Consider the following 18,419-nt stretch of genomic DNA (forward strand, 5'->3'; position numbering starts at 1 on the left):
CCCGTCACCCGCGCCCCTTCAGGGGCGCGGGGAACTGCGCGCCCAGCCCCCACAAACCCGCACCCGACGAACCACCCCAGTCCCGTCCAGCCCCCACGGACCCGCACCCGACGAACCACCCCAGTCCGTCCAGCCCCCACGGACCCGCACCTACGAACCGGCCGCTTCCCGCCCAACCGCCGGAGGCTCACGCATCGTAGAGGTCGGCCTTCCGCGGCATGGGATCCTGCACCGCCGTACTCAGGAACGCGGACCGGTTGCCGAACTTCTCGGTGTCGACCCCGTTCTCCTCCAGGACCTTGATCGCCGCCGAGTGGACCACCCGCAGTACCGGCGTAGCAGCCCGCAGCGCGTCGTCGGCCATGAACCTGTGCCGCCACGGCTGATCGGCCCAGGCGTGCCGCAGCCCGAAGGGCTCGGGCAGCGTCAGGGTCCCGCCCATCCAGTTGAGCAGCGGCGGATACCAGGTGAAGAGCGCCCGCGCGGCGAGCCGTACGACCTCGTCCGTGGTGACCAGCGGCAGGTTCACCTTCCGGGTCTCCCAGAACTTGACCGCTTTCGCGACCTCCTTCGTCGGAGCCTCCGGCTTCGTCGTGAACAGCGGGTTCACCGGACCCAGCGCATGCCCGGTCACCTCGATGCGCAGCGTCTCGTGCAGCACGGTCACGGTGATCAGCATGGTGATGATCAACTGGCCGTCCCAGAGCGTCCATTGGACCCCCAGGTAGTGCCGGTTCCCGCTGCCGAACTGCTGCTTGTTGCAGATGTCCTGTATGGCGTGGGTCTTGATCGTGTACGCGTCCACGTCCGTACCGTCGGGCCGGGACACCGCCTTCGCGTTCTCACCGATCGGCGTGACGACCCAGTGCTTTATCGAAGGGGCCGGAAAACCACCGGTGTTGAGCGGACCGCGCTCCAGCATCCGCAGCTTGTCGTGGATGGACCGTATGACGTCCCAGCTGCGGAACGGGTGGATCTCCTTGCCCTCGTCACGGGCCACCAGGTCCTCGGCGAGCTGCCAGCTGCCCCAGCGGGTGCCCATGCCGAGTATGCCCTTGGGGCCCGCGTAGAAGACCGAGTTGGACTGCTGCTCGGCGGTGAGACGGGCGAGGGCCTGGCGCAGCCGCTCGGCCGCCGTCTCACCGGGGCTGCCGGGCACGGCCTCGGGGATCTTGGGGCCGATGCCGCCGCCGGACAGGAGGCTGTCCCAGCGGTCGCGCAGGTCTTTGGCCGTGCGCTCGCAGATCTGCTTCGCCCAGAGCCAGCCGACGACCGGGAGGACGACCGACGCGCGCGCGTACCAGGCCCAGAAGCCGGTGAACGGCATGCGGATGAGGAAGAGCACGGCGAGGGCGCCGACGGCGACGAGAAGTGTGGTCGCCAGGGCGGAGGCGCGTTTGTCCTCGCGCTTGGCGATCTGCGTGCGGATCTGGAAGACCAGCAGCCAGACCACGAGGCCGGGCAGGAAGAGCAGCCCGCACAGCGCCATCACGGCCGACAGCCAGTTGTCCCGCTCCCTGCGGATGCGGTTGGCCGCCAGGCAGTGCTCCACGACGACCTGCGGCTCGGTGCCGAAGGACTGGATGAGCGGCTTGCGTCCGGCGCCCAGCATGCGGTCCTGCACGGCCCGCGCGAAGGCCTCGCCCAGGTTCGGCGCGAACAGCTTGATCTTTCCGGCTTTGACGGTGGACTTGTGCCAGTCGTTGTCGGCCTTGAGGATCTCCTCGATGCCGTTGTCCCGGTACGCCGCCGAGGCGAGCGCGAAGGTCGCCGCCGTCTGGCCCGCGGAACCCGAGAGCGGCACCTGCGCCCCGGGAGTGAAATCGAAACCGTCGAACGCCACTTCCGCCCCCCTCACCGCCGCACCCGCACCTGCGGCTTTCCCGACTTCCCTGCTCCGCACACCTGTTGATCAGGTCATCGTCTTGATCAGGTTCTCAGAGTATCGGCCGCGACCGACATTCGTCGGCGGACGGCCGAAGCCGCCCGCCGACCGGGGTGCTCTGAACTGCTAAGCGGTGCCTGGCTTTTCCCGGGGCCGCTCAGGCGTCCTGCGTCTGTTCTCGAATCCTCTCCGCGACCTGAGGCGGCATCGGCTCGTGCCGCGCGTAATTGCGGTTGAAGCGGGCGGTGCCGTGCGAGAGGGAGCGCAGATCGACGGCGTACCGCCCGATCTCGATCTCCGGGACCTCGGCCCGTACGAGCGTGCGCCCGGAGCCCGCCTGTTCGGTGCCGACGACTCGGCCGCGGCGCCCGGACAGGTCGCTCATCACGGCGCCCACATAGTCGTCGCCGACCAGGACCGTCACCTCGGCCACCGGCTCCAGCAGATGGATCCTGGCGTCGGCGGCCGCCTCGCGCAGGGCGAGCGCGCCCGCCGTCTGGAACGCGGCGTCGGAGGAGTCCACCGAGTGCGCCTTGCCGTCGAGCAGCGTGATCCGTACGTCGATGAGGGGATAGCCCGCGGCCACGCCCTTGGCGGCCTGGGTGCGCACCCCCTTCTCGACGGACGGGATGAACTGCCGTGGCACGGCGCCGCCGACGACCTTGTCCACGAACTCGATGCCCGAGCCGTTCGGCAGCGGTTCGACCTCGATCTCGCAGATCGCGAACTGGCCGTGCCCGCCCGACTGCTTCACATGGCGGCCGCGCCCGGCGGACTTGCCCGCGAACGTCTCCCGTAGGGAGACCTTGTACGGGATCACGTCGACCTGGACGCCGTAGCGGTTGCGCAGCCGCTCCAGGGCGACGTCCGCGTGGGCCTCGCCCAGGCACCACAGGACGACCTGGTGGGTGTTCTGGTTCTGCTCCAGGCGCATCGTGGGGTCCTCGGCGACCAGTCGGCCGAGGCCCTGCGAGAGCTTGTCCTCGTCGGCCTTGCTGTGCGCCTGGATGGCGAGCGGCAGCAGCGGGTCGGGCATCTGCCACGGCTCCATGAGCAGCGGGTCGTCCTTGGCCGAGAGGGTGTCGCCGGTCTCGGCGCGGTTCAGTTTCGCCACGCACGCCAGGTCGCCCGCGATGCAGTGCGTGAGCGCGCGCTGCTGCTTGCCGAACGGCGTGGACAGGGCGCCGATGCGCTCGTCCACGTCATGGTCCTCGTGGCCGCGGTCGGCCAGCCCGTGTCCGGAGACGTGCACCGTCTCGTCGGGGCGCAGGGTGCCGGAGAAGACGCGTACGAGCGAGACCCGGCCCACGTAGGGGTCGCTGGCCGTCTTCACGACCTCCGCGACCAGCGGCCCGTTCGGGTCGCACACCTTCACCTCGCGCGCCGCGCCGTCCGGTGTGGTCACCGTGGGCGCCGCGCGCTCCAGCGGGGTCGGGAAGCCACCCGTGACGAGCTCCAGGAGCTCGACCGTGCCCAGCCCCTGGCGGGCCCCCTCGGCGGCCGGGGCGGCGGCCAGCACCGGGAAGAAGGTCCCGCGCGCCACGGCCCTCTCCAGGTCGTCCACGAGCGTCTTGAGGTCGATCTCCTCCCCGTCGATGTAGCGGTCCATGAGGGTCTCGTCCTCGCTCTCGGCGATGATCCCCTCGATCAGCCGGTTGCGGGCCTCCTCGATGAGCGGCAGCTGGTCGGGCCCTGGCTCCGCCTCCTTGCGCTCCCCGGAGGCGTAGTCGAACAGCCGCTGGGACAGCAGCCCGGTCAGGCCCGTCACGGGCGCGTGTCCGTCAGGACCCTCCTCGCCGCGCAGCGGCAGATACAGCGGCAGTACGGCGTCGGGGTCGTCCGCGCCGAAGGCCTCCGCGCAGATCCGCGTCATCTCCTCGAAGTTCGCCCGGGCGGACTCGAGGTGGGTGATCACGATGGCCCGCGGCATGCCGACGGCCGCGCACTCCTCCCACACCATCCGGGTCGAGCCGTCCACGCCGTCCGAGGCCGAGACGACGAAAAGGGCCGCGTCCGCCGCTCGCAGACCGGCCCGTAGTTCCCCGACGAAGTCGGCGTATCCAGGGGTGTCCAGAATGTTGATCTTGTATCCGTCCCAGTCGACGGGTACCAGGGAGAGCTGCACCGACCGCTGCTGGCGGTGCTCGATCTCGTCGTAGTCGGAGACGGTGCCGCCGTCCTCCACGCGGCCCGCCCGGTTCACCGCTCCCGCTGTCAGCGCGAGAGCTTCCACCAATGTCGTCTTGCCCGATCCGCTGTGGCCGACCAGCACCACATTCCGTACGGACGCGGGGTGGTCGGCCGCTGTAGCCCTGCCGGCGGCTCCGGGGTGTGCGTTCGCCTTGTCGCCCATGGCCTTGCCTCCCGTGCACGGTGAGGTCACTGTGGGCGCGGGCATGACGGATCCGCGTGCGGTGCGGCTCCGATGACGCCCGCGGTGTCTTCGAGCTTTGCACTCGCGTCACGGTGCGTCCATACGGCGGACGCGATCGCGCCCCGACACCGGCGGCAGCCCCTCGTGACACGGGGGTGCGGGTGCCCGACCATCGCACAAGCGCGCGCGTGGCTACGATGGGCCAGCCGGTGGCCAGCAGGGGCCGCGCGGCCACACCGACCCTCGGGAAGGCCATGCTGAACAAGTACGCGCGTGCATTCTTCACGCGTGTCCTCACACCGTTCGCCGCGTTTCTCATCCGCCGGGGGGTAAGCCCCGACACGGTCACCCTCCTGGGCACGGCCGGAGTCATGGCGGGCGCGCTGGTCTTCTACCCCCGGGGGGAGTTCTTCTGGGGCACGATCGTCATCACGCTCTTCGTGTTCTCGGACCTGGTCGACGGCAATATGGCGCGCCAGCTCGGCCGCTCCAGCCGTTGGGGCGCGTTCCTGGATTCGACGCTCGACCGGGTCGCCGACGGCGCGATCTTCGGCGGCTTCGCGCTCTGGTACGCGGGCAACGGCGACGACAACGTCCTCTGCGCGGTCTCGATCTTCTGCCTGGCCAGCGGCCAGGTGGTCTCGTACACCAAGGCCCGCGGTGAATCCATCGGCCTTCCGGTCGCGGTCAACGGCCTGGTCGAGCGTGCCGAGCGCCTGGTGATCTCGCTGGTCGCGGCCGGCCTGGCGGGCCTGCACACGTTCGGTGTGCCCGGCATCCAGGTGCTGCTGCCCATCGCGCTGTGGATCGTCGCCGTCGGCAGCCTCGTCACGCTCATCCAGCGCGTCGTCACGGTCCGCAGGGAGTCCGCGGAGGCGGACGCCGCCGCGGCGGCCCAGAACAGCGGGGCCACGCCGTGACCAGCCTCCGGGACAGACTGGTGGACGGGGCGTACGCGCTCGGCTGGAGCACCGTCAAGAAGCTCCCCGAGCCGGTCGCCGTGCGGCTGGGCCGGACGATCGCCGACCTCGCCTGGAAGAAGCGCGGCAAGGGCGTCCAGCGGCTGGAGAGCAACTACGCGCGCGTGGTGCCCGACGCGACTCCGGAACGGCTCGCCGAGCTCTCCAAGGCGGGAATGCGCTCGTATCTGCGCTACTGGATGGAGTCCTTCCGGCTCCCCGCCTGGAGCGCGGAGCGCGTGAAGACGGGCTTCGACCCGAAGGACGTGCACTACCTCACCGACGCGCTCGCCTCCGACAGGGGCCTGATCCTGGCCCTCCCGCACATGGGCAACTGGGATCTCGCGGGCGCCTGGGTCACCACGAAACTCGAGACCCCGTTCACGACGGTCGCCGAGCGGCTCAAGCCCGAATCGCTGTACGACCGTTTCGTCGCCTACCGCGAGGGCCTCGGCATGGAGGTCCTGCCGCACAGCGGCGGCACCGCCTTCGGCACACTGGCCCGGCGGCTGCGCGACGGCGGACTGATCTGCCTGGTCGCCGAGCGCGATCTGTCCGCGTCCGGCGTCGAGGTGAAGTTCTTCGGGGAGGCGACCCGGATGCCCGCGGGCCCGGCCCTGCTGGCCCAGCAGACGGGAGCCATCCTGCTCCCGGTGACGCTCTGGTACGACGACTCGCCCGTGATGAAGGGCCGCGTGCATCCGCCCGTCGAAGTCCCCGAGACAGGTACCCGGGCCGAAAAGACGTCTGCCATGACACAGGCGCTGGCCGACGCCTTCGCCACGGGGATCGCCGACCATCCGGAGGACTGGCACATGCTGCAGCGCTTGTGGCTGAAGGACCTCGACCCCGAGAAGGATCCCGGGAACACCGGGAACACTGAGAAGGATCCCGAGAAGGATCCCGAGAAGGGGACCCCGTGAGGATCGGCATCGTCTGCCCGTACTCCTGGGACGTGCCGGGCGGCGTCCAGTTCCACATCCGCGACCTGGCCGAACACCTCATCCGACTCGGGCACGAGGTCTCCGTCCTCGCCCCCGCGGACGACGAGACACCCCTGCCGCCGTACGTCGTCTCGGCCGGCCGCGCCGTCCCGGTGCCGTACAACGGCTCCGTGGCGCGCCTGAACTTCGGCTTCCTCTCGGCGGCCCGGGTGCGGCGCTGGCTGCACGACGGCACCTTCGACGTGATCCACATCCATGAGCCGGCCTCGCCGTCGCTCGGACTGCTGGCCTGCTGGGCCGCCCAGGGCCCCATCGTGGCCACCTTCCACACCTCGAACCCGCGCTCGCGGGCGATGGTCGCCGCGTACTCGATCCTCCAGGCTGCCCTGGAGAAGATCAGCGCGCGGATCGCGGTGAGCGAATACGCGCGCCGCACCCTCGTCGAGCACCTGGGCGGTGACGCCGTCGTCATCCCGAACGGTGTCGACGTCGACTTCTTCGCCCGGGCCAAGCCCAAGTCCGAGTGGCAGGGCGACACCCTCGGCTTCATCGGCCGCATCGACGAGCCCCGCAAGGGCCTGCCGGTGCTTATGAAGGCGCTGCCCAAGATCCTCGCCGAGCGCCCGGGGACCAGGCTCCTGGTGGCCGGGCGCGGTGACGAGGAGGAGGCGGTGGAGTCGCTGCCCGCCGAGATGCGCTCACGCGTCGAGTTCCTCGGCATGATCAGCGATGAGGACAAGGCCCGCTTCCTGCGCAGCGTCGACGTGTACGTGGCGCCCAACACCGGCGGCGAGAGCTTCGGGATAATCCTCGTGGAAGCGATGTCGGCGGGAGCACCCGTGCTCGCCTCCGACCTCGACGCGTTCGCCCAGGTCCTCGACCAGGGCGCGGCGGGCGAGCTGTTCGCCAACGAGGACGCGGACGCGCTGGCCGCCGCCGCGCTGCGGCTCCTGGGCGATCCGGTGCGCCGGGCCGAACTGCGCAAGCGCGGGAGCGCCCATGTGCGGCGCTTCGACTGGTCGACGGTCGGCGCGGACATCCTGTCCGTCTACGAGACGGTGACCGACGGAGCGGCGGCGGTCGCCGCCGACGAACGGACCGGGCTACGGGCGCGGTTCGGGCTGGCCCGGGACTGAACATGCCGGACACCTCGGGTGGGGGAGCGTCGTGCTGCGCACCCGCGCGCGGGAAGGCCAGTTCACTTTTCCAACTGGCCGCACCCGGCCCGCCGAGGGGCGAGCGTCGCGCCCACGATGCCGCGGCCATCACCTTGCCCGGCGGCGAGTTCCGCAGGGGCGACGCCTTCGGCGAGGGGTATCCGGACGACGCCGAGGGACCCGTCCGTACGGTGACCGTGGCACCGTTCCGGATCGACGCGACCGCCGTCTCCAACGCCCGGTTCGCGGACTTCGTGCGGGAGACCGGGTACCGGACGGAGGCGGAGCAGTACGGCAGCTCGTTCGTGTTCCACCTGCTGCTGCACCCCGGTGCGCGGGACGCCGTGCTGGGGGCCGTCGCCGCGGCACCCTGGTGGCTGGGCGTCGAGGGCGCCTCCTGGAGTGCGCCCGAGGGACCCGGTTCGGATCTCGAAGGCCGCTCGGACCACCCCGTCGTGCATGTCTCGTACCACGACGCGCTCGCGTACTGCTCCTGGGCGGGCGCCCGGCTGCCCACCGAGAACGAGTGGGAGTACGCGGCCCGCGGCGGCCTCGAAGGGCGCCGCTATCCCTGGGGCGACGAGTTCGCGCCGGGCGGCCGGGAGCGGATGAACACCTGGCAGGGGGAGTTCCCCCGGGTCAGCAGGCGTCCGGGCGGCGCGACCGGGACCGTGCCCGTCGACGCCTACGAGCCCAACGGTTTCGGGCTGCACAACACGTCGGGCAACGTGTGGGAGTGGTGCGCGGACCTCTTCTCCGAGGAGGACGCGGACCAGCGCGTCATCCGGGGCGGCTCCTACCTCTGCCACGCCTCGTACTGCAACCGCTACCGGGTCGCCGCCCGCTCCAAGAACACGCCCGACTCCTCGACCGGGCACGGCGGTTTCCGTTGCGCCTGGGATCTCGAAGAGCGGTGACCGTACCCGGGTAGCCTTGCCGCCCGTGACCGCAACCCTCATCTGGATCCTCGTCGGCCTCGTCGCGATCGGCCTCTACCTGAGCTGGACCGCCGGGCGCCTGGACCGGCTGCATGCCCGCATCGACGCCGCCCGTGCCGCCCTCGACGCGCAGTTGCTGCGCCGTGCCTCCGTGGCGCAGGAGTTGGCCACGTCGGGCGTCCTTGATCCGGCCGCCTCGATCGTGCTGTACGAGGCCGCGCACGCGGCCCGGCAGGCCGAGGAGGAGCAGCGGGAGGTGGCCGAGAGCGAGTTGAGTCAGGCGCTCAGGGCCGTGTTCGGGGAGGTGCAGCAGGTGGAGGCGGTGCGGGCTGTTCCCGGCGGGGAGGAGGCCGCGAGTGAGCTGGCGCAGGCGGTGCGGCGGGTGCCGATGGCTCGGCGCTTCCACAATGACTCCGTGCGCGCCGCGCGTGCGCTCCGCCGCCACCGCAAGGTCCGCTGGTTCCGCCTCGCCGGCCACGCCCCGTTCCCCATGGCCTTCGAAATGGACGACGAACCCCCGGTAGCCCTGGCCGACCGCCCCACCAGCTGACCTGCGTTTTTGGTCGTGTGTCGGGTGCGGGTGGGTGGGGGCTGGTCCAAAAGATTGCGCAGTTCCCCGCGCCCCTAACGGCGCGGGGCTTCGCCCCGCGATCCCACGCCCGCCCGGGGTCTTTTTAGGGGCGCGGGCAACTGCGCAATCTTTTAGGGGGGGTCTGGGGGCGCAGCCCCCAGAGACGGGACGGGTAGGGGCGGCGGGGGCGAAAAAAATCCACCGGCTCCCCATTGGCCCTTGTAGTGGACTGGTCCCCTCGCGTTTCCTCGGTCAAGCAGAAATCCTCTTTCACCGAGTGAGGTCAACCCGTGTCCAGCACGCTCTCCAACTCCGCCCAGCCCGCTGAGAACACCGCGATCGGCACCGCCCGCGTAAAGCGCGGCATGGCCGAGCAGCTCAAGGGCGGCGTGATCATGGACGTGGTCAACGCCGAGCAGGCGAAGATCGCCGAGGACGCCGGCGCCGTGGCCGTCATGGCCCTGGAGCGGGTCCCCGCCGACATCCGCAAGGACGGCGGCGTGGCCCGTATGTCGGACCCGACCATGATCGAGGAGATCATCGACGCGGTCTCGATCCCGGTCATGGCCAAGTCGCGTATCGGCCACTTCGTCGAGGCCCAGGTCCTCCAGTCCCTCGGCGTCGACTACATCGACGAGTCCGAGGTCCTCACCCCGGCCGACGAGGTCAACCACTCCGACAAGTGGGCGTTCACGACCCCCTTCGTCTGCGGCGCCACCAACCTCGGTGAGGCCCTGCGCCGCATCGCCGAGGGCGCGGCCATGATCCGCTCCAAGGGCGAGGCCGGCACCGGCAACGTCGTCGAGGCCGTCCGCCACCTGCGCCAGATCAAGAACGAGATCGCCAAGCTGCGCGGCTTCGACAACAACGAGCTGTACGCCGCCGCCAAGGAGCTCCGCGCCCCGTACGAGATCGTCAAGGAGGTCGCCGAGCTCGGCAAGCTGCCGGTCGTGCTGTTCTCCGCCGGTGGCGTCGCCACCCCGGCCGACGCCGCGCTGATGCGCCAGCTCGGCGCCGAGGGCGTCTTCGTCGGCTCCGGCATCTTCAAGTCCGGCGACCCGGCCAAGCGCGCCGCCGCCATCGTGAAGGCGACCACCTTCTACGACGACCCCAAGATCATCGCGGACGCGTCCCGCAACCTGGGCGAGGCCATGGTCGGCATCAACTGCGACACCCTCCCCGAGGCCGAGCGCTACGCCAACCGCGGCTGGTAAGGCACACCACTCATGAACACCCCCGTCATAGGCGTCCTGGCCCTCCAGGGCGACGTACGGGAGCACCTCATCGCCCTGGCCGCGGCTGACGCCGTGGCCAGGCCGGTGCGGCGCCCCGAGGAGCTCGCCGAGGTGGATGGCCTGGTCATCCCCGGCGGTGAGTCCACCACCATCTCCAAGCTGGCCGTCCTCTTCGGAGTGATGGAACCCCTCCGCGCGCGCGTGCGGGCCGGAATGCCCGTCTACGGCACCTGCGCCGGCCTGATCATGCTCGCCGACAAGATCCTCGACCCGCGCTCGGGCCAGGAGACGATCGGCGGTATCGACATGATCGTGCGCCGCAACGCCTTCGGACGGCAGAACGAGTCGTTCGAAGCGGCTGTCGACGTCCAGGGCATCGCGGGCGATCCTGTAGAGGGCGTCTTCATCCGCGCCCCCTGGGTCGAGTCCGTCGGCGCCGAGACCGAGGTGCTCGCCGAGCACGACGGCCACATCGTCGCGGTCCGCCAGGGCAACGCGCTCGCCACGTCGTTCCACCCGGAGCTGACCGGCGACCACCGCGTGCACGCCCTGTTCGTCGACATGGTGCGCGCGAACCGGACTCCAGAGTCCTTGTAGGATCTCTGGGGTTCGTAAAGAGTTGGGTTACGCGAAGGAGACAGGCAGATGTCCGGCCACTCTAAATGGGCTACGACGAAGCACAAGAAGGCCGTGATCGACGCCAAGCGCGGCAAGCTCTTCGCGAAGATGATCAAGAACATCGAGGTCGCGGCGCGGACGGGTGGCGCTGACCCGGCCGGAAACCCGACGCTGTTCGACGCCATCCAGAAGGCCAAGAAGAGCTCGGTCCCGAACAAGAACATCGACTCCGCGGTCAAGCGTGGCGCCGGTCTCGAGGCCGGTGGCGCCGACTACGAGACGATCATGTACGAGGGTTACGGTCCGAACGGTGTCGCGGTGCTCATCGAGTGCCTCACCGACAACCGCAACCGCGCCGCCTCGGACGTCCGCGTCGCCATGACCCGCAACGGCGGCAACATGGCCGACCCGGGCTCCGTCTCGTACCTGTTCAACCGCAAGGGCGTCGTGATCGTCCCCAAGGGCGAGCTGGCCGAGGACGACGTCCTGGGTGCCGTGCTCGACGCGGGCGCCGAGGAGGTCAACGACCTCGGTGAGTCCTTCGAGGTCATCTCCGAGGCCACCGACCTGGTCGCGGTGCGCACCGCGCTCCAGGAGGCCGGAATCGACTACGACTCCGCCGACGCCAACTTCGTCCCGACCATGCAGGTCGAGCTGGACGAGGAGGGCGCCCGGAAGATCTTCAAGCTGATCGACGCCCTGGAGGACAGCGACGACGTGCAGAACGTCTTCGCCAACTTCGACGTCAGCGACGAAGTCATGGAGAAGGTCGACGCGTAGCGCTGCCGCGAGCTGAACGGGCTCAACGGGCCGACGGGACACACCCCGTCGGCCCGTCGCTTTGTCGGCTGTTGTCAGTGGCACCCGATAGCCTGCACAAACTGGGGGGCACCTCCCAGCGGTAGCTGGGGGAGAGATCGAAGGAGGGGGCAGGGTGCGGGTACTGGGTGTCGACCCCGGGCTGACCCGGTGCGGCGTCGGGGTGGTCGAAGGCGTCGCGGGCCGGCCCCTGACCATGCGCGGCGTCGGTGTCGTACGCACCCCCGTGGACGCCGAGTTGGGCCTGCGCCTCGTCGCCATCGAGCAGGGCATCGAGCAGTGGCTCGACGAGTACGCGCCCGAATTCGTCGCCGTGGAGCGGGTGTTCAGCCAGCACAACGTCCGTACGGTGATGGGCACGGCCCAGGCCAGCGCCGTCGCCATGCTCTGCGCCGCCCGGCGCGGCATCCCCGTCGCCCTGCACACCCCGAGCGAGGTCAAGGCCGCCGTCACCGGCAACGGACGCGCGGACAAGGCACAGGTCGGCGCGATGGTCACCCGCCTGCTCCGCCTCGACGCGCCCCCCAAGCCCGCCGACGCCGCCGACGCCCTCGCCCTCGCCATCTGCCACATCTGGCGCGCCCCCGCCCAGAACCGGCTCCAGCAGGCAGCCGCCCAGAACCGCCTTCAGCAGGCCGCTGCTCAGAACCGGTTCCAGCAGGCCGCCGCCGAGAACAGACTCCAGCAGGCAGCCGCGCGGACCGGGCTCCCGCAGGCAGCCGCCCCGCCCGCATCGAAAAACGCCTCGCACCACGCTTCGAAAGGCCGTACCGCATGATCGCCTTCGTCAGCGGCCCGGTCGCCGCCCTCGCCCCCGACTCCGCGGTCGTCGAGGTCGGCGGTATCGGTATCGCCGTCCAGTGCTCGCCGAACACCCTCTCCGGGTTGCGCATGGGACAGCAGACCAAGCTCGCCACCTCCCTCGTCGTACGCGAGGACTCGCTGACCCTGTACGGCTTCGCGGACGACGACGAGCGGCAGACCTTCGAGCTGCTGCAGACCGCGAGCGGTGTCGGCCCGCGCCTCGCCCAGGCCATGCTCGCCACGCACTCGCCCGACGGCCTGCGCCGCGCGATCTCCACCGGTGACGAGAAGGCGCTCACCGCCGTCCCCGGCATCGGCAAGAGAGGCGCCCAGAAGCTCCTCCTGGAGCTCAAGGACCGCCTCGGCGCACCCCTCGGCACCGGCGGTCCGGCCATCGGCAGGGCGGTCGCCACCGGCTGGCGCGACCAGCTGCACGCCGCGCTCATCGGCCTCGGGTATGCCACCCGCGAGGCCGACGAGGCGGTCTCCGCGGTCGCCCCGCAGGCCGAGGCCGCCGAGGGCACACCCCAGGTCGGCCAGCTGCTGAAGGCCGCCCTGCAGACCCTGAACCGCGCCCGCTGAACCACCGGCCCCCTCCTCCGGGCCGCTGAACCGCGCCCGCAGCCGAACCACCGGCCGCCCGACCACCACACCGCGAGGCACACGCAATGAACTGGGACGACACGACCGACGAAGCCGCCGCCGAGCGGCTGGTGGGCTCTGTCGCCGACCGTGAGGACCAGGCCGTCGAGGCCGCCCTGCGTCCCAAGGACCTGGACGAGTTCATCGGACAGGAGAAGGTCCGCGAGCAGCTCGACCTCGTCCTGCGTGCCGCACGCGCGCGTGGCGCCACCGCCGACCACGTGCTTCTCTCGGGTGCTCCCGGCCTCGGCAAGACCACCCTGTCGATGATCATCGCGGCCGAGATGGGCGCCCCGATCCGCATCACCAGCGGCCCCGCCATCCAGCACGCCGGAGACCTCGCCGCGATCCTCTCCTCCCTCCAGGAAGGGGAGGTGCTGTTCCTCGACGAGATCCACCGCATGTCCCGGCCCGCCGAGGAGATGCTCTACATGGCGATGGAGGACTTCCGCGTCGACGTCATCGTCGGCAAGGGCCCCGGCGCCACCGCCATTCCCCTCGAACTGCCGCCGTTCACCCTGGTCGGCGCCACCACGCGCGCGGGCCTGCTGCCGCCCCCGCTGCGCGACCGCTTCGGCTTCACCGCGCACATGGAGTTCTACGAGCCCGCCGAGCTGGAGCGCGTCATCCACCGCTCGGCCAACCTGCTCGACGTCGAAATCGGCTCCGAAGGCGCTGCCGAGATCGCGGGGCGCTCCCGCGGCACGCCCCGTATCGCCAACCGCCTGCTGCGCCGCGTACGCGACTACGCCCAGGTCAAGGCCGACGGCATCATCACCCGCGACATCGCGGCGGCCGCGCTGAAGGTCTACGAGGTCGACGCCCGCGGCCTCGACCGCCTCGACCGCGGCGTCCTCGAAGCCCTGCTCAAGCTCTTCGGCGGCGGCCCGGTGGGCCTGTCCACGCTCGCCGTCGCGGTGGGGGAGGAGCGCGAGACCGTCGAGGAGGTCGCCGAGCCCTTCCTCGTACGGGAAGGACTGCTCGCCCGTACTCCCCGTGGCCGGGTGGCCACACCGGCGGCATGGGCGCATCTGGGCCTCACCCCGCCCGGCCGGCCGACGGGCGGAAACGGACAACAGGACCTGTTCGGGGCGTGACGACCGGGGTCCCCCGGCTCTGGGGGTACCTCCCAGGCCCTTGAGGCACGGGGGGAGAAGCCGAGAGTGGGCGAGGGTACGTGCGGGTCAGGAACCCCGGTGCCATGCTGAGCGTTGTTCCATGAGTGCGGACTCGCTTAGACTCCGCCGATGCCGCGCTTGTCGGCGGCATACATACCCCCATCCAGCAGGCCGCTCACCATCTGCGGTCGAAGAAGGAAGTTCCGACCCGTGAGTCTCGTGACCCTCCTCCCGTTCATCGTGCTCATCGGGGCCATGTTCCTGATGACCCGGTCGGCCAAGCGCAAGCAGTCGCAGGCCGCGCAGATGCGTAATGAAATGCAGCCCGGCACTGGCGTCCGCACGATCGGGGGCATGTACGCGACGGTGAAGGAGGTCAACGAAGAGACGGTCCTCCTTGACGCGGCACCGGGCGTCGACCTCGTCTTCGCCAAGAACTCGATCGGCGCCGTCCTGTCCGACGACGAGTACAACCGCATCGTCCACGGCATCGAGCACGACCTGAAGACCGACGCCGCCGTCGTCCCGGACGACGCCTCCTCCCTCACCGAGACCGACGAGCCCGCCGCCGACGCCTCTTCCGACGCCTCCGACGACAAGCCCATCGACCTCGGCAAGAAGGACGCGGCGGCCGAGCCGGCCGACGAGCCCGCCGAGGCGAAGGCCGACGAGGCCGACGAAGCAGAGCCGAAGAAGTCCGACGACGGCGAGCCCGACGCGAAGTAGTCACGCCCCGGGAGCGCGGCGCGACCCGCTCGCGCCCCGCGCTTTCCGGGACGTGCTGTTCTCGCACGGAGTCCCGACACCATGTCATGGCCGCCCGCGCGCTGACCCGGCGCAAGGCGGCCCGAGAGGGAGTACGAGAAGGTGGCAGCACCGAAGAAGGGCCGGAGCGCGAGCGCCCAGAGCAGGCCGGGGCGCTCGCTGGCCCTCATCCTGATCGCCATCGCGGCGCTCACCGGGGGGATGTTCGTCTCCGGGCACCCCACCCCGCGTCTCGGCATCGACCTCGCCGGCGGCACGAGCATCACGCTCGAGGCGAAGAACGAGCCGGGCCAGCCCAACGCGATCAACAAGACCAACATGAACACCGCGGTCGACATCATGAACCGCCGTGTCAACGGTCTCGGCGTGTCCGAGGCGGAGGTGCAGACCCAGGGCGACAAGAACATCATCGTCAACATCCCCAAGGGCACGAACTCCGAGCAGGCCCGGAAGCAGGTCGGCACCACCGCCAAGCTCTACTTCCGTCCGGTCCTGGCCACCGAGGCCTCCGGCTCCGCCGCGTCGCCCAGCCCGTCGGCGAGCTCCTCCAGCAGCGCTTCGAGCAGCCCCTCCAGCAGCGCCTCCACGAAGGCCTCGGACACGGCCACCTCGTCGAGCTCCGCTACCCCGTCGGCCACCGCCACCTCCCAGGGCCGTGCGGTCACCGACGCCCTGAAGGCCGACTCCACGCCGTCCGCGAGCAGCTCGGCCTCGGCGACCTCCTCGGCCTCCGCCAGCGCCTCGCCCTCCGCGAGCGCCAGCGTCGACCCCGCGACCGCCAAGCTCCAGGCCGAGTACAGCGCGCTCGACTGCACCGACAAGGCGGCCCGCGCCAAGGCCGGTGACGGCGCCAAGCCCACCGACTCGACCGTGGCCTGCGGTGAGAACGACGGCGTCTGGTACAAGTACGTGCTCGGCCCCGCCGCCGTCGCGGGTACGGACATCAAGGCGTCCAAGGCCGTCCTCGACACCACGAGTGGTGCCGGCTGGAAGGTCACGATGGACTTCACGTCCAGCGGGTCCAAGAAGTTCGCCACCATCACGGGCCAGCTCGCGCAGCAGACCACTCCGCAGAACCAGTTCGGCATCGTCCTCGACGGTGAAGTCGTCTCCGCCCCGTCCGTCACCCAGTCGCTCAGCGGCAGTGTCGAGATCACCGGCAGCTTCACGCAGACCGAGGCGCAGGACCTGGCCAACATGCTGAAGTACGGCGCCCTGCCGCTCACCTTCAAGGAGGCGAGCGTCACCACGGTGACCGCCGCCCTCGGTGGTGAGCAGCTGCACGCCGGTCTGATCGCCGGCGCGATCGGCCTGGGCCTGGTCATCATCTACCTGGTGGTCTACTACCGGGGCCTGTCGGTCATCGCCATCGCCTCCCTGCTGGTCTCCGCCGCCCTCACGTACGTGCTCATGGCCCTGCTCGGCCCGGCCATCGGGTTCGCGCTGAACCTGCCGGCCGTCTGTGGCGCCATCGTCGCGATCGGTATCACGGCGGACTCGTTCATCGTGTTCTTCGAACGCATCCGGGACGAGATCCGCGAGGGCCGCACGCTGCGGCCCGCCGTCGAGCGCGCCTGGCCGCGCGCCCGGCGCACCATCCTGGTCTCCGACTTCGTGTCGTTCCTCGCCGCCGCGGTGCTCTTCATCGTCACCGTCGGCAAGGTCCAGGGCTTCGCGTTCACGCTCGGCCTGACCACCGTGCTCGACGTGGTCGTCGTGTTCTTCTTCACCAAGCCGCTGATGACGATCCTCGCCCGCAAGAACTTCTTCGCGAGCGGCCACAGCTGGTCCGGCCTCGACCCCAAGCGGCTCGGCGCCAAGCCCCCGCTGCGCCGTACTCGCCGTCCCTCCGCCCCCGTCGACACGAAGGAGGCGTGAGATGTCGAAACTCGGCACCCTCGGCGCCCGGCTCCACCGTGGTGAGATCGGCTACGACTTCGTCGGCAAGCGCAAGATCTGGTACGGCATCTCGATCCTGATCACCATCACGGCCATCCTCGGCCTGACGGTGCGGGGCCTGAACATGGGCATCGAGTTCCAGGGCGGCGCCGTCTTCACCACCGGCAAGATCAGCACCTCGGTCGCGCAGGCGGAGACGTACGCGGAAGAGTCCTCCGGCCACGACGCGGTCGTCCAGAAGCTCGGCAACGGCACGCTGCGCATCCAGATCGCCGGCATCGACACCGACAAGTCCGACCAGATCAAGACCGAGCTGGCCAAGGACCTGAAGGTCGACCCGGAGACGATCAACGCCGACCTGGTCGGCCCCAGCTGGGGTGACCAGATCGCCAACAAGGCCTGGGAGGGCCTGGCGATCTTCATGGTCCTCGTCGTGATCTACCTGGCGATCGCCTTCGAGTGGCGCATGGCCCTGGCGGCGCTGGTCGCCCTGATCCACGACATCACCATCACGGTCGGCATCTACGCTCTGGTCGGCTTCGAGGTCACCCCGGGCACCGTGATCGGTCTGCTGACGATCCTCGGTTACTCGCTCTACGACACGGTGGTCGTCTTCGACAGCCTCAAGGAGCAGACGAAGGACATCACCAAGCAGACCCGCTGGACCTACAGCGACGTCGCCGACCGTTCGATCAACGGCACCCTGGTCCGCTCCATCAACACCACGGTGGTCGCGCTGCTGCCGGTCGCGGGCCTGCTGTTCATCGGTGGCGGCGTGCTCGGCGCGGGCATGCTCAACGACATCTCCCTGTCGCTGTTCGTCGGCCTCGCGGCCGGTGCGTACTCCTCGATCTTCATCGCCACGCCGCTCGTCGCCGACCTCAAGGAGCGCGAGCCGCAGATGAAGGCGCTGCGCAAGCGCGTCCTCGCCAAGCGGGCCCAGGCCGCCGCCAAGGGCGAGTCCCTGGAGCCCCAGGTCTCCGACGGGCCGCTGGACGACGACGAGCCGGAGGACGCCACCCCGGCGGTCGTCGGCCCGCGCAACCAGCCCGCGTCCCGCGCCCGGGGCCGCGGCCGACCCTCGGGGAAGCGCCGATGACAGAGCTCGCAAACATCTCGACGCTGCTGCTCAGCCGTATCCGCGATGTGGCCGACTACCCGGAGCCGGGCGTGATGTTCAAGGACATCACCCCGCTCCTGGCGGACCCGGGTGCCTTCACGGCGCTCACCGAAGCGCTGGCGGACATCGCGGTGCGCAACGAGGCGACGAAGATCGTCGGCCTGGAGGCCCGCGGCTTCATCCTCGGCGCCCCGGTCGCCGTCCGCGCCGGGCTCGGCTTCATCCCCGTACGCAAGGCGGGCAAGCTCCCCGGAGCGACCCTGTCGCAGGCGTACGACCTGGAGTACGGCTCCGCCGAGATCGAGGTGCACGCCGAGGACCTGGTCGCGGGTGACCGCGTCCTGGTCGTCGACGACGTCCTCGCCACCGGCGGCACCGCCGAGGCCTCGCTCCAGCTCATCCGCCGGGCGGGCGCCGAGGTCGCGGGCGTCGCCGTGCTGATGGAGCTCGGCTTCCTGGGCGGCCGCGGCCGTCTGGAGCCGGCCCTGGCGGGCGCCCCCCTGGAGGCGCTCCTCCAGGTCTGAGGACCGGCGCCGAGGCACCCCGGGGAAAGTCCCGGGCAAGGCCACGG

17 protein-coding genes are annotated in these 18,419 nt (G+C 70.4%); 15 read left to right on the plus strand and 2 right to left on the minus strand.

All coding sequences use genetic code 11. From position 1 onward, the window contains the following. Window positions 1–187 precede the first annotated feature (187 nt). Together OIC96_RS39580 and OIC96_RS39585 are read right to left on the minus strand one after the other, a co-directional pair. On the minus strand, window positions 188–1,843 hold the full coding sequence (locus OIC96_RS39580; protein ID WP_330303211.1) for a hypothetical protein: 1,656 nt from the start codon (window positions 1,841–1,843) through the stop codon (window positions 188–190). Between the two features lie 199 nt (window positions 1,844–2,042). Next, entirely contained in the window at window positions 2,043–4,238 is a 2,196-nt protein-coding gene (locus OIC96_RS39585; RefSeq protein ID WP_330310023.1) for an elongation factor G-like protein EF-G2, read from the minus strand. A 218-nt stretch (window positions 4,239–4,456) separates the two neighbouring features. On the opposite strand from OIC96_RS39585, the gene pgsA reads away from it, so the two are divergent. The 15 genes from pgsA (at window position 4,457) to OIC96_RS39660 (ending at window position 18,372) form a co-directional block, all read left to right on the plus strand. Then, window positions 4,457–5,179: a phosphatidylinositol phosphate synthase gene (pgsA, locus tag OIC96_RS39590; protein WP_330310022.1), complete on the plus strand. Its 723-nt coding sequence runs from the start codon at window positions 4,457–4,459 to the stop codon at window positions 5,177–5,179. Next, complete coding sequence (locus OIC96_RS39595; protein ID WP_330303210.1) at window positions 5,176–6,141, plus strand: phosphatidylinositol mannoside acyltransferase; 966 nt, start codon at window positions 5,176–5,178, stop codon at window positions 6,139–6,141. The genes pgsA and OIC96_RS39595 overlap by 4 nt, the downstream gene beginning before the upstream one ends. Further along, entirely contained in the window at window positions 6,138–7,298 is a 1,161-nt protein-coding gene (locus tag OIC96_RS39600) for a glycosyltransferase family 4 protein (RefSeq protein ID WP_330303209.1), read from the plus strand. Before OIC96_RS39595 ends, OIC96_RS39600 begins: the two co-directional genes overlap by 4 nt. A gap of 2 nt (window positions 7,299–7,300) precedes the next feature. Next, entirely contained in the window at window positions 7,301–8,236 is a 936-nt protein-coding gene (locus OIC96_RS39605) for a formylglycine-generating enzyme family protein (protein WP_330303208.1), read from the plus strand. Between the two features lie 25 nt (window positions 8,237–8,261). Further along, the gene (locus OIC96_RS39610) at window positions 8,262–8,807 is read left to right on the plus strand and encodes a hypothetical protein (RefSeq protein WP_327427282.1); all 546 of its coding nucleotides are present in this window, start codon (window positions 8,262–8,264) and stop codon (window positions 8,805–8,807) included. Window positions 8,808–9,118: 311 nt separating this feature from the next. Beyond that, window positions 9,119–10,042 (plus strand): pyridoxal 5'-phosphate synthase lyase subunit PdxS, encoded by a 924-nt coding sequence (gene pdxS, locus OIC96_RS39615; RefSeq protein WP_327427281.1) that lies wholly within the window; start codon window positions 9,119–9,121, stop codon window positions 10,040–10,042. Between the two features lie 12 nt (window positions 10,043–10,054). Then, complete coding sequence (gene pdxT, locus OIC96_RS39620) at window positions 10,055–10,660, plus strand: pyridoxal 5'-phosphate synthase glutaminase subunit PdxT (RefSeq protein ID WP_330303207.1); 606 nt, start codon at window positions 10,055–10,057, stop codon at window positions 10,658–10,660. Window positions 10,661–10,708: 48 nt separating this feature from the next. Next, entirely contained in the window at window positions 10,709–11,461 is a 753-nt protein-coding gene (locus OIC96_RS39625) for a YebC/PmpR family DNA-binding transcriptional regulator (RefSeq protein ID WP_330303206.1), read from the plus strand. 154 nt (window positions 11,462–11,615) lie between these two features. Further along, complete coding sequence (gene ruvC / locus OIC96_RS39630; RefSeq protein WP_330303205.1) at window positions 11,616–12,278, plus strand: crossover junction endodeoxyribonuclease RuvC; 663 nt, start codon at window positions 11,616–11,618, stop codon at window positions 12,276–12,278. Beyond that, window positions 12,275–12,886, plus strand: a complete 612-nt coding sequence (ruvA, locus tag OIC96_RS39635; protein ID WP_330303204.1) for a Holliday junction branch migration protein RuvA — start codon at window positions 12,275–12,277, stop codon at window positions 12,884–12,886. Before ruvC ends, ruvA begins: the two co-directional genes overlap by 4 nt. An 86-nt stretch (window positions 12,887–12,972) precedes the next feature. Beyond that, window positions 12,973–14,043, plus strand: a complete 1,071-nt coding sequence (ruvB, locus tag OIC96_RS39640; protein ID WP_327427276.1) for a Holliday junction branch migration DNA helicase RuvB — start codon at window positions 12,973–12,975, stop codon at window positions 14,041–14,043. Between the two features lie 231 nt (window positions 14,044–14,274). Next, entirely contained in the window at window positions 14,275–14,790 is a 516-nt protein-coding gene (gene yajC, locus OIC96_RS39645) for a preprotein translocase subunit YajC (protein WP_330303203.1), read from the plus strand. A 141-nt stretch (window positions 14,791–14,931) separates the two neighbouring features. Continuing rightward, window positions 14,932–16,707, plus strand: coding sequence for a protein translocase subunit SecD (secD, locus tag OIC96_RS39650; protein WP_330303202.1), 1,776 nt, complete (start codon window positions 14,932–14,934; stop codon window positions 16,705–16,707). 1 nt (window position 16,708) lies between these two features. Then, window positions 16,709–17,827, plus strand: coding sequence for a protein translocase subunit SecF (secF, locus tag OIC96_RS39655; protein ID WP_330303201.1), 1,119 nt, complete (start codon window positions 16,709–16,711; stop codon window positions 17,825–17,827). Beyond that, window positions 17,824–18,372, plus strand: coding sequence for an adenine phosphoribosyltransferase (locus OIC96_RS39660; protein WP_330303200.1), 549 nt, complete (start codon window positions 17,824–17,826; stop codon window positions 18,370–18,372). The genes secF and OIC96_RS39660 overlap by 4 nt, the downstream gene beginning before the upstream one ends. Window positions 18,373–18,419 lie beyond the last annotated feature (47 nt).

It is taken from the genome of Streptomyces sp. NBC_00775 (assembly GCF_036347135.1).
Lineage (GTDB): Bacteria > Actinomycetota > Actinomycetes > Streptomycetales > Streptomycetaceae > Streptomyces > Streptomyces lutosisoli.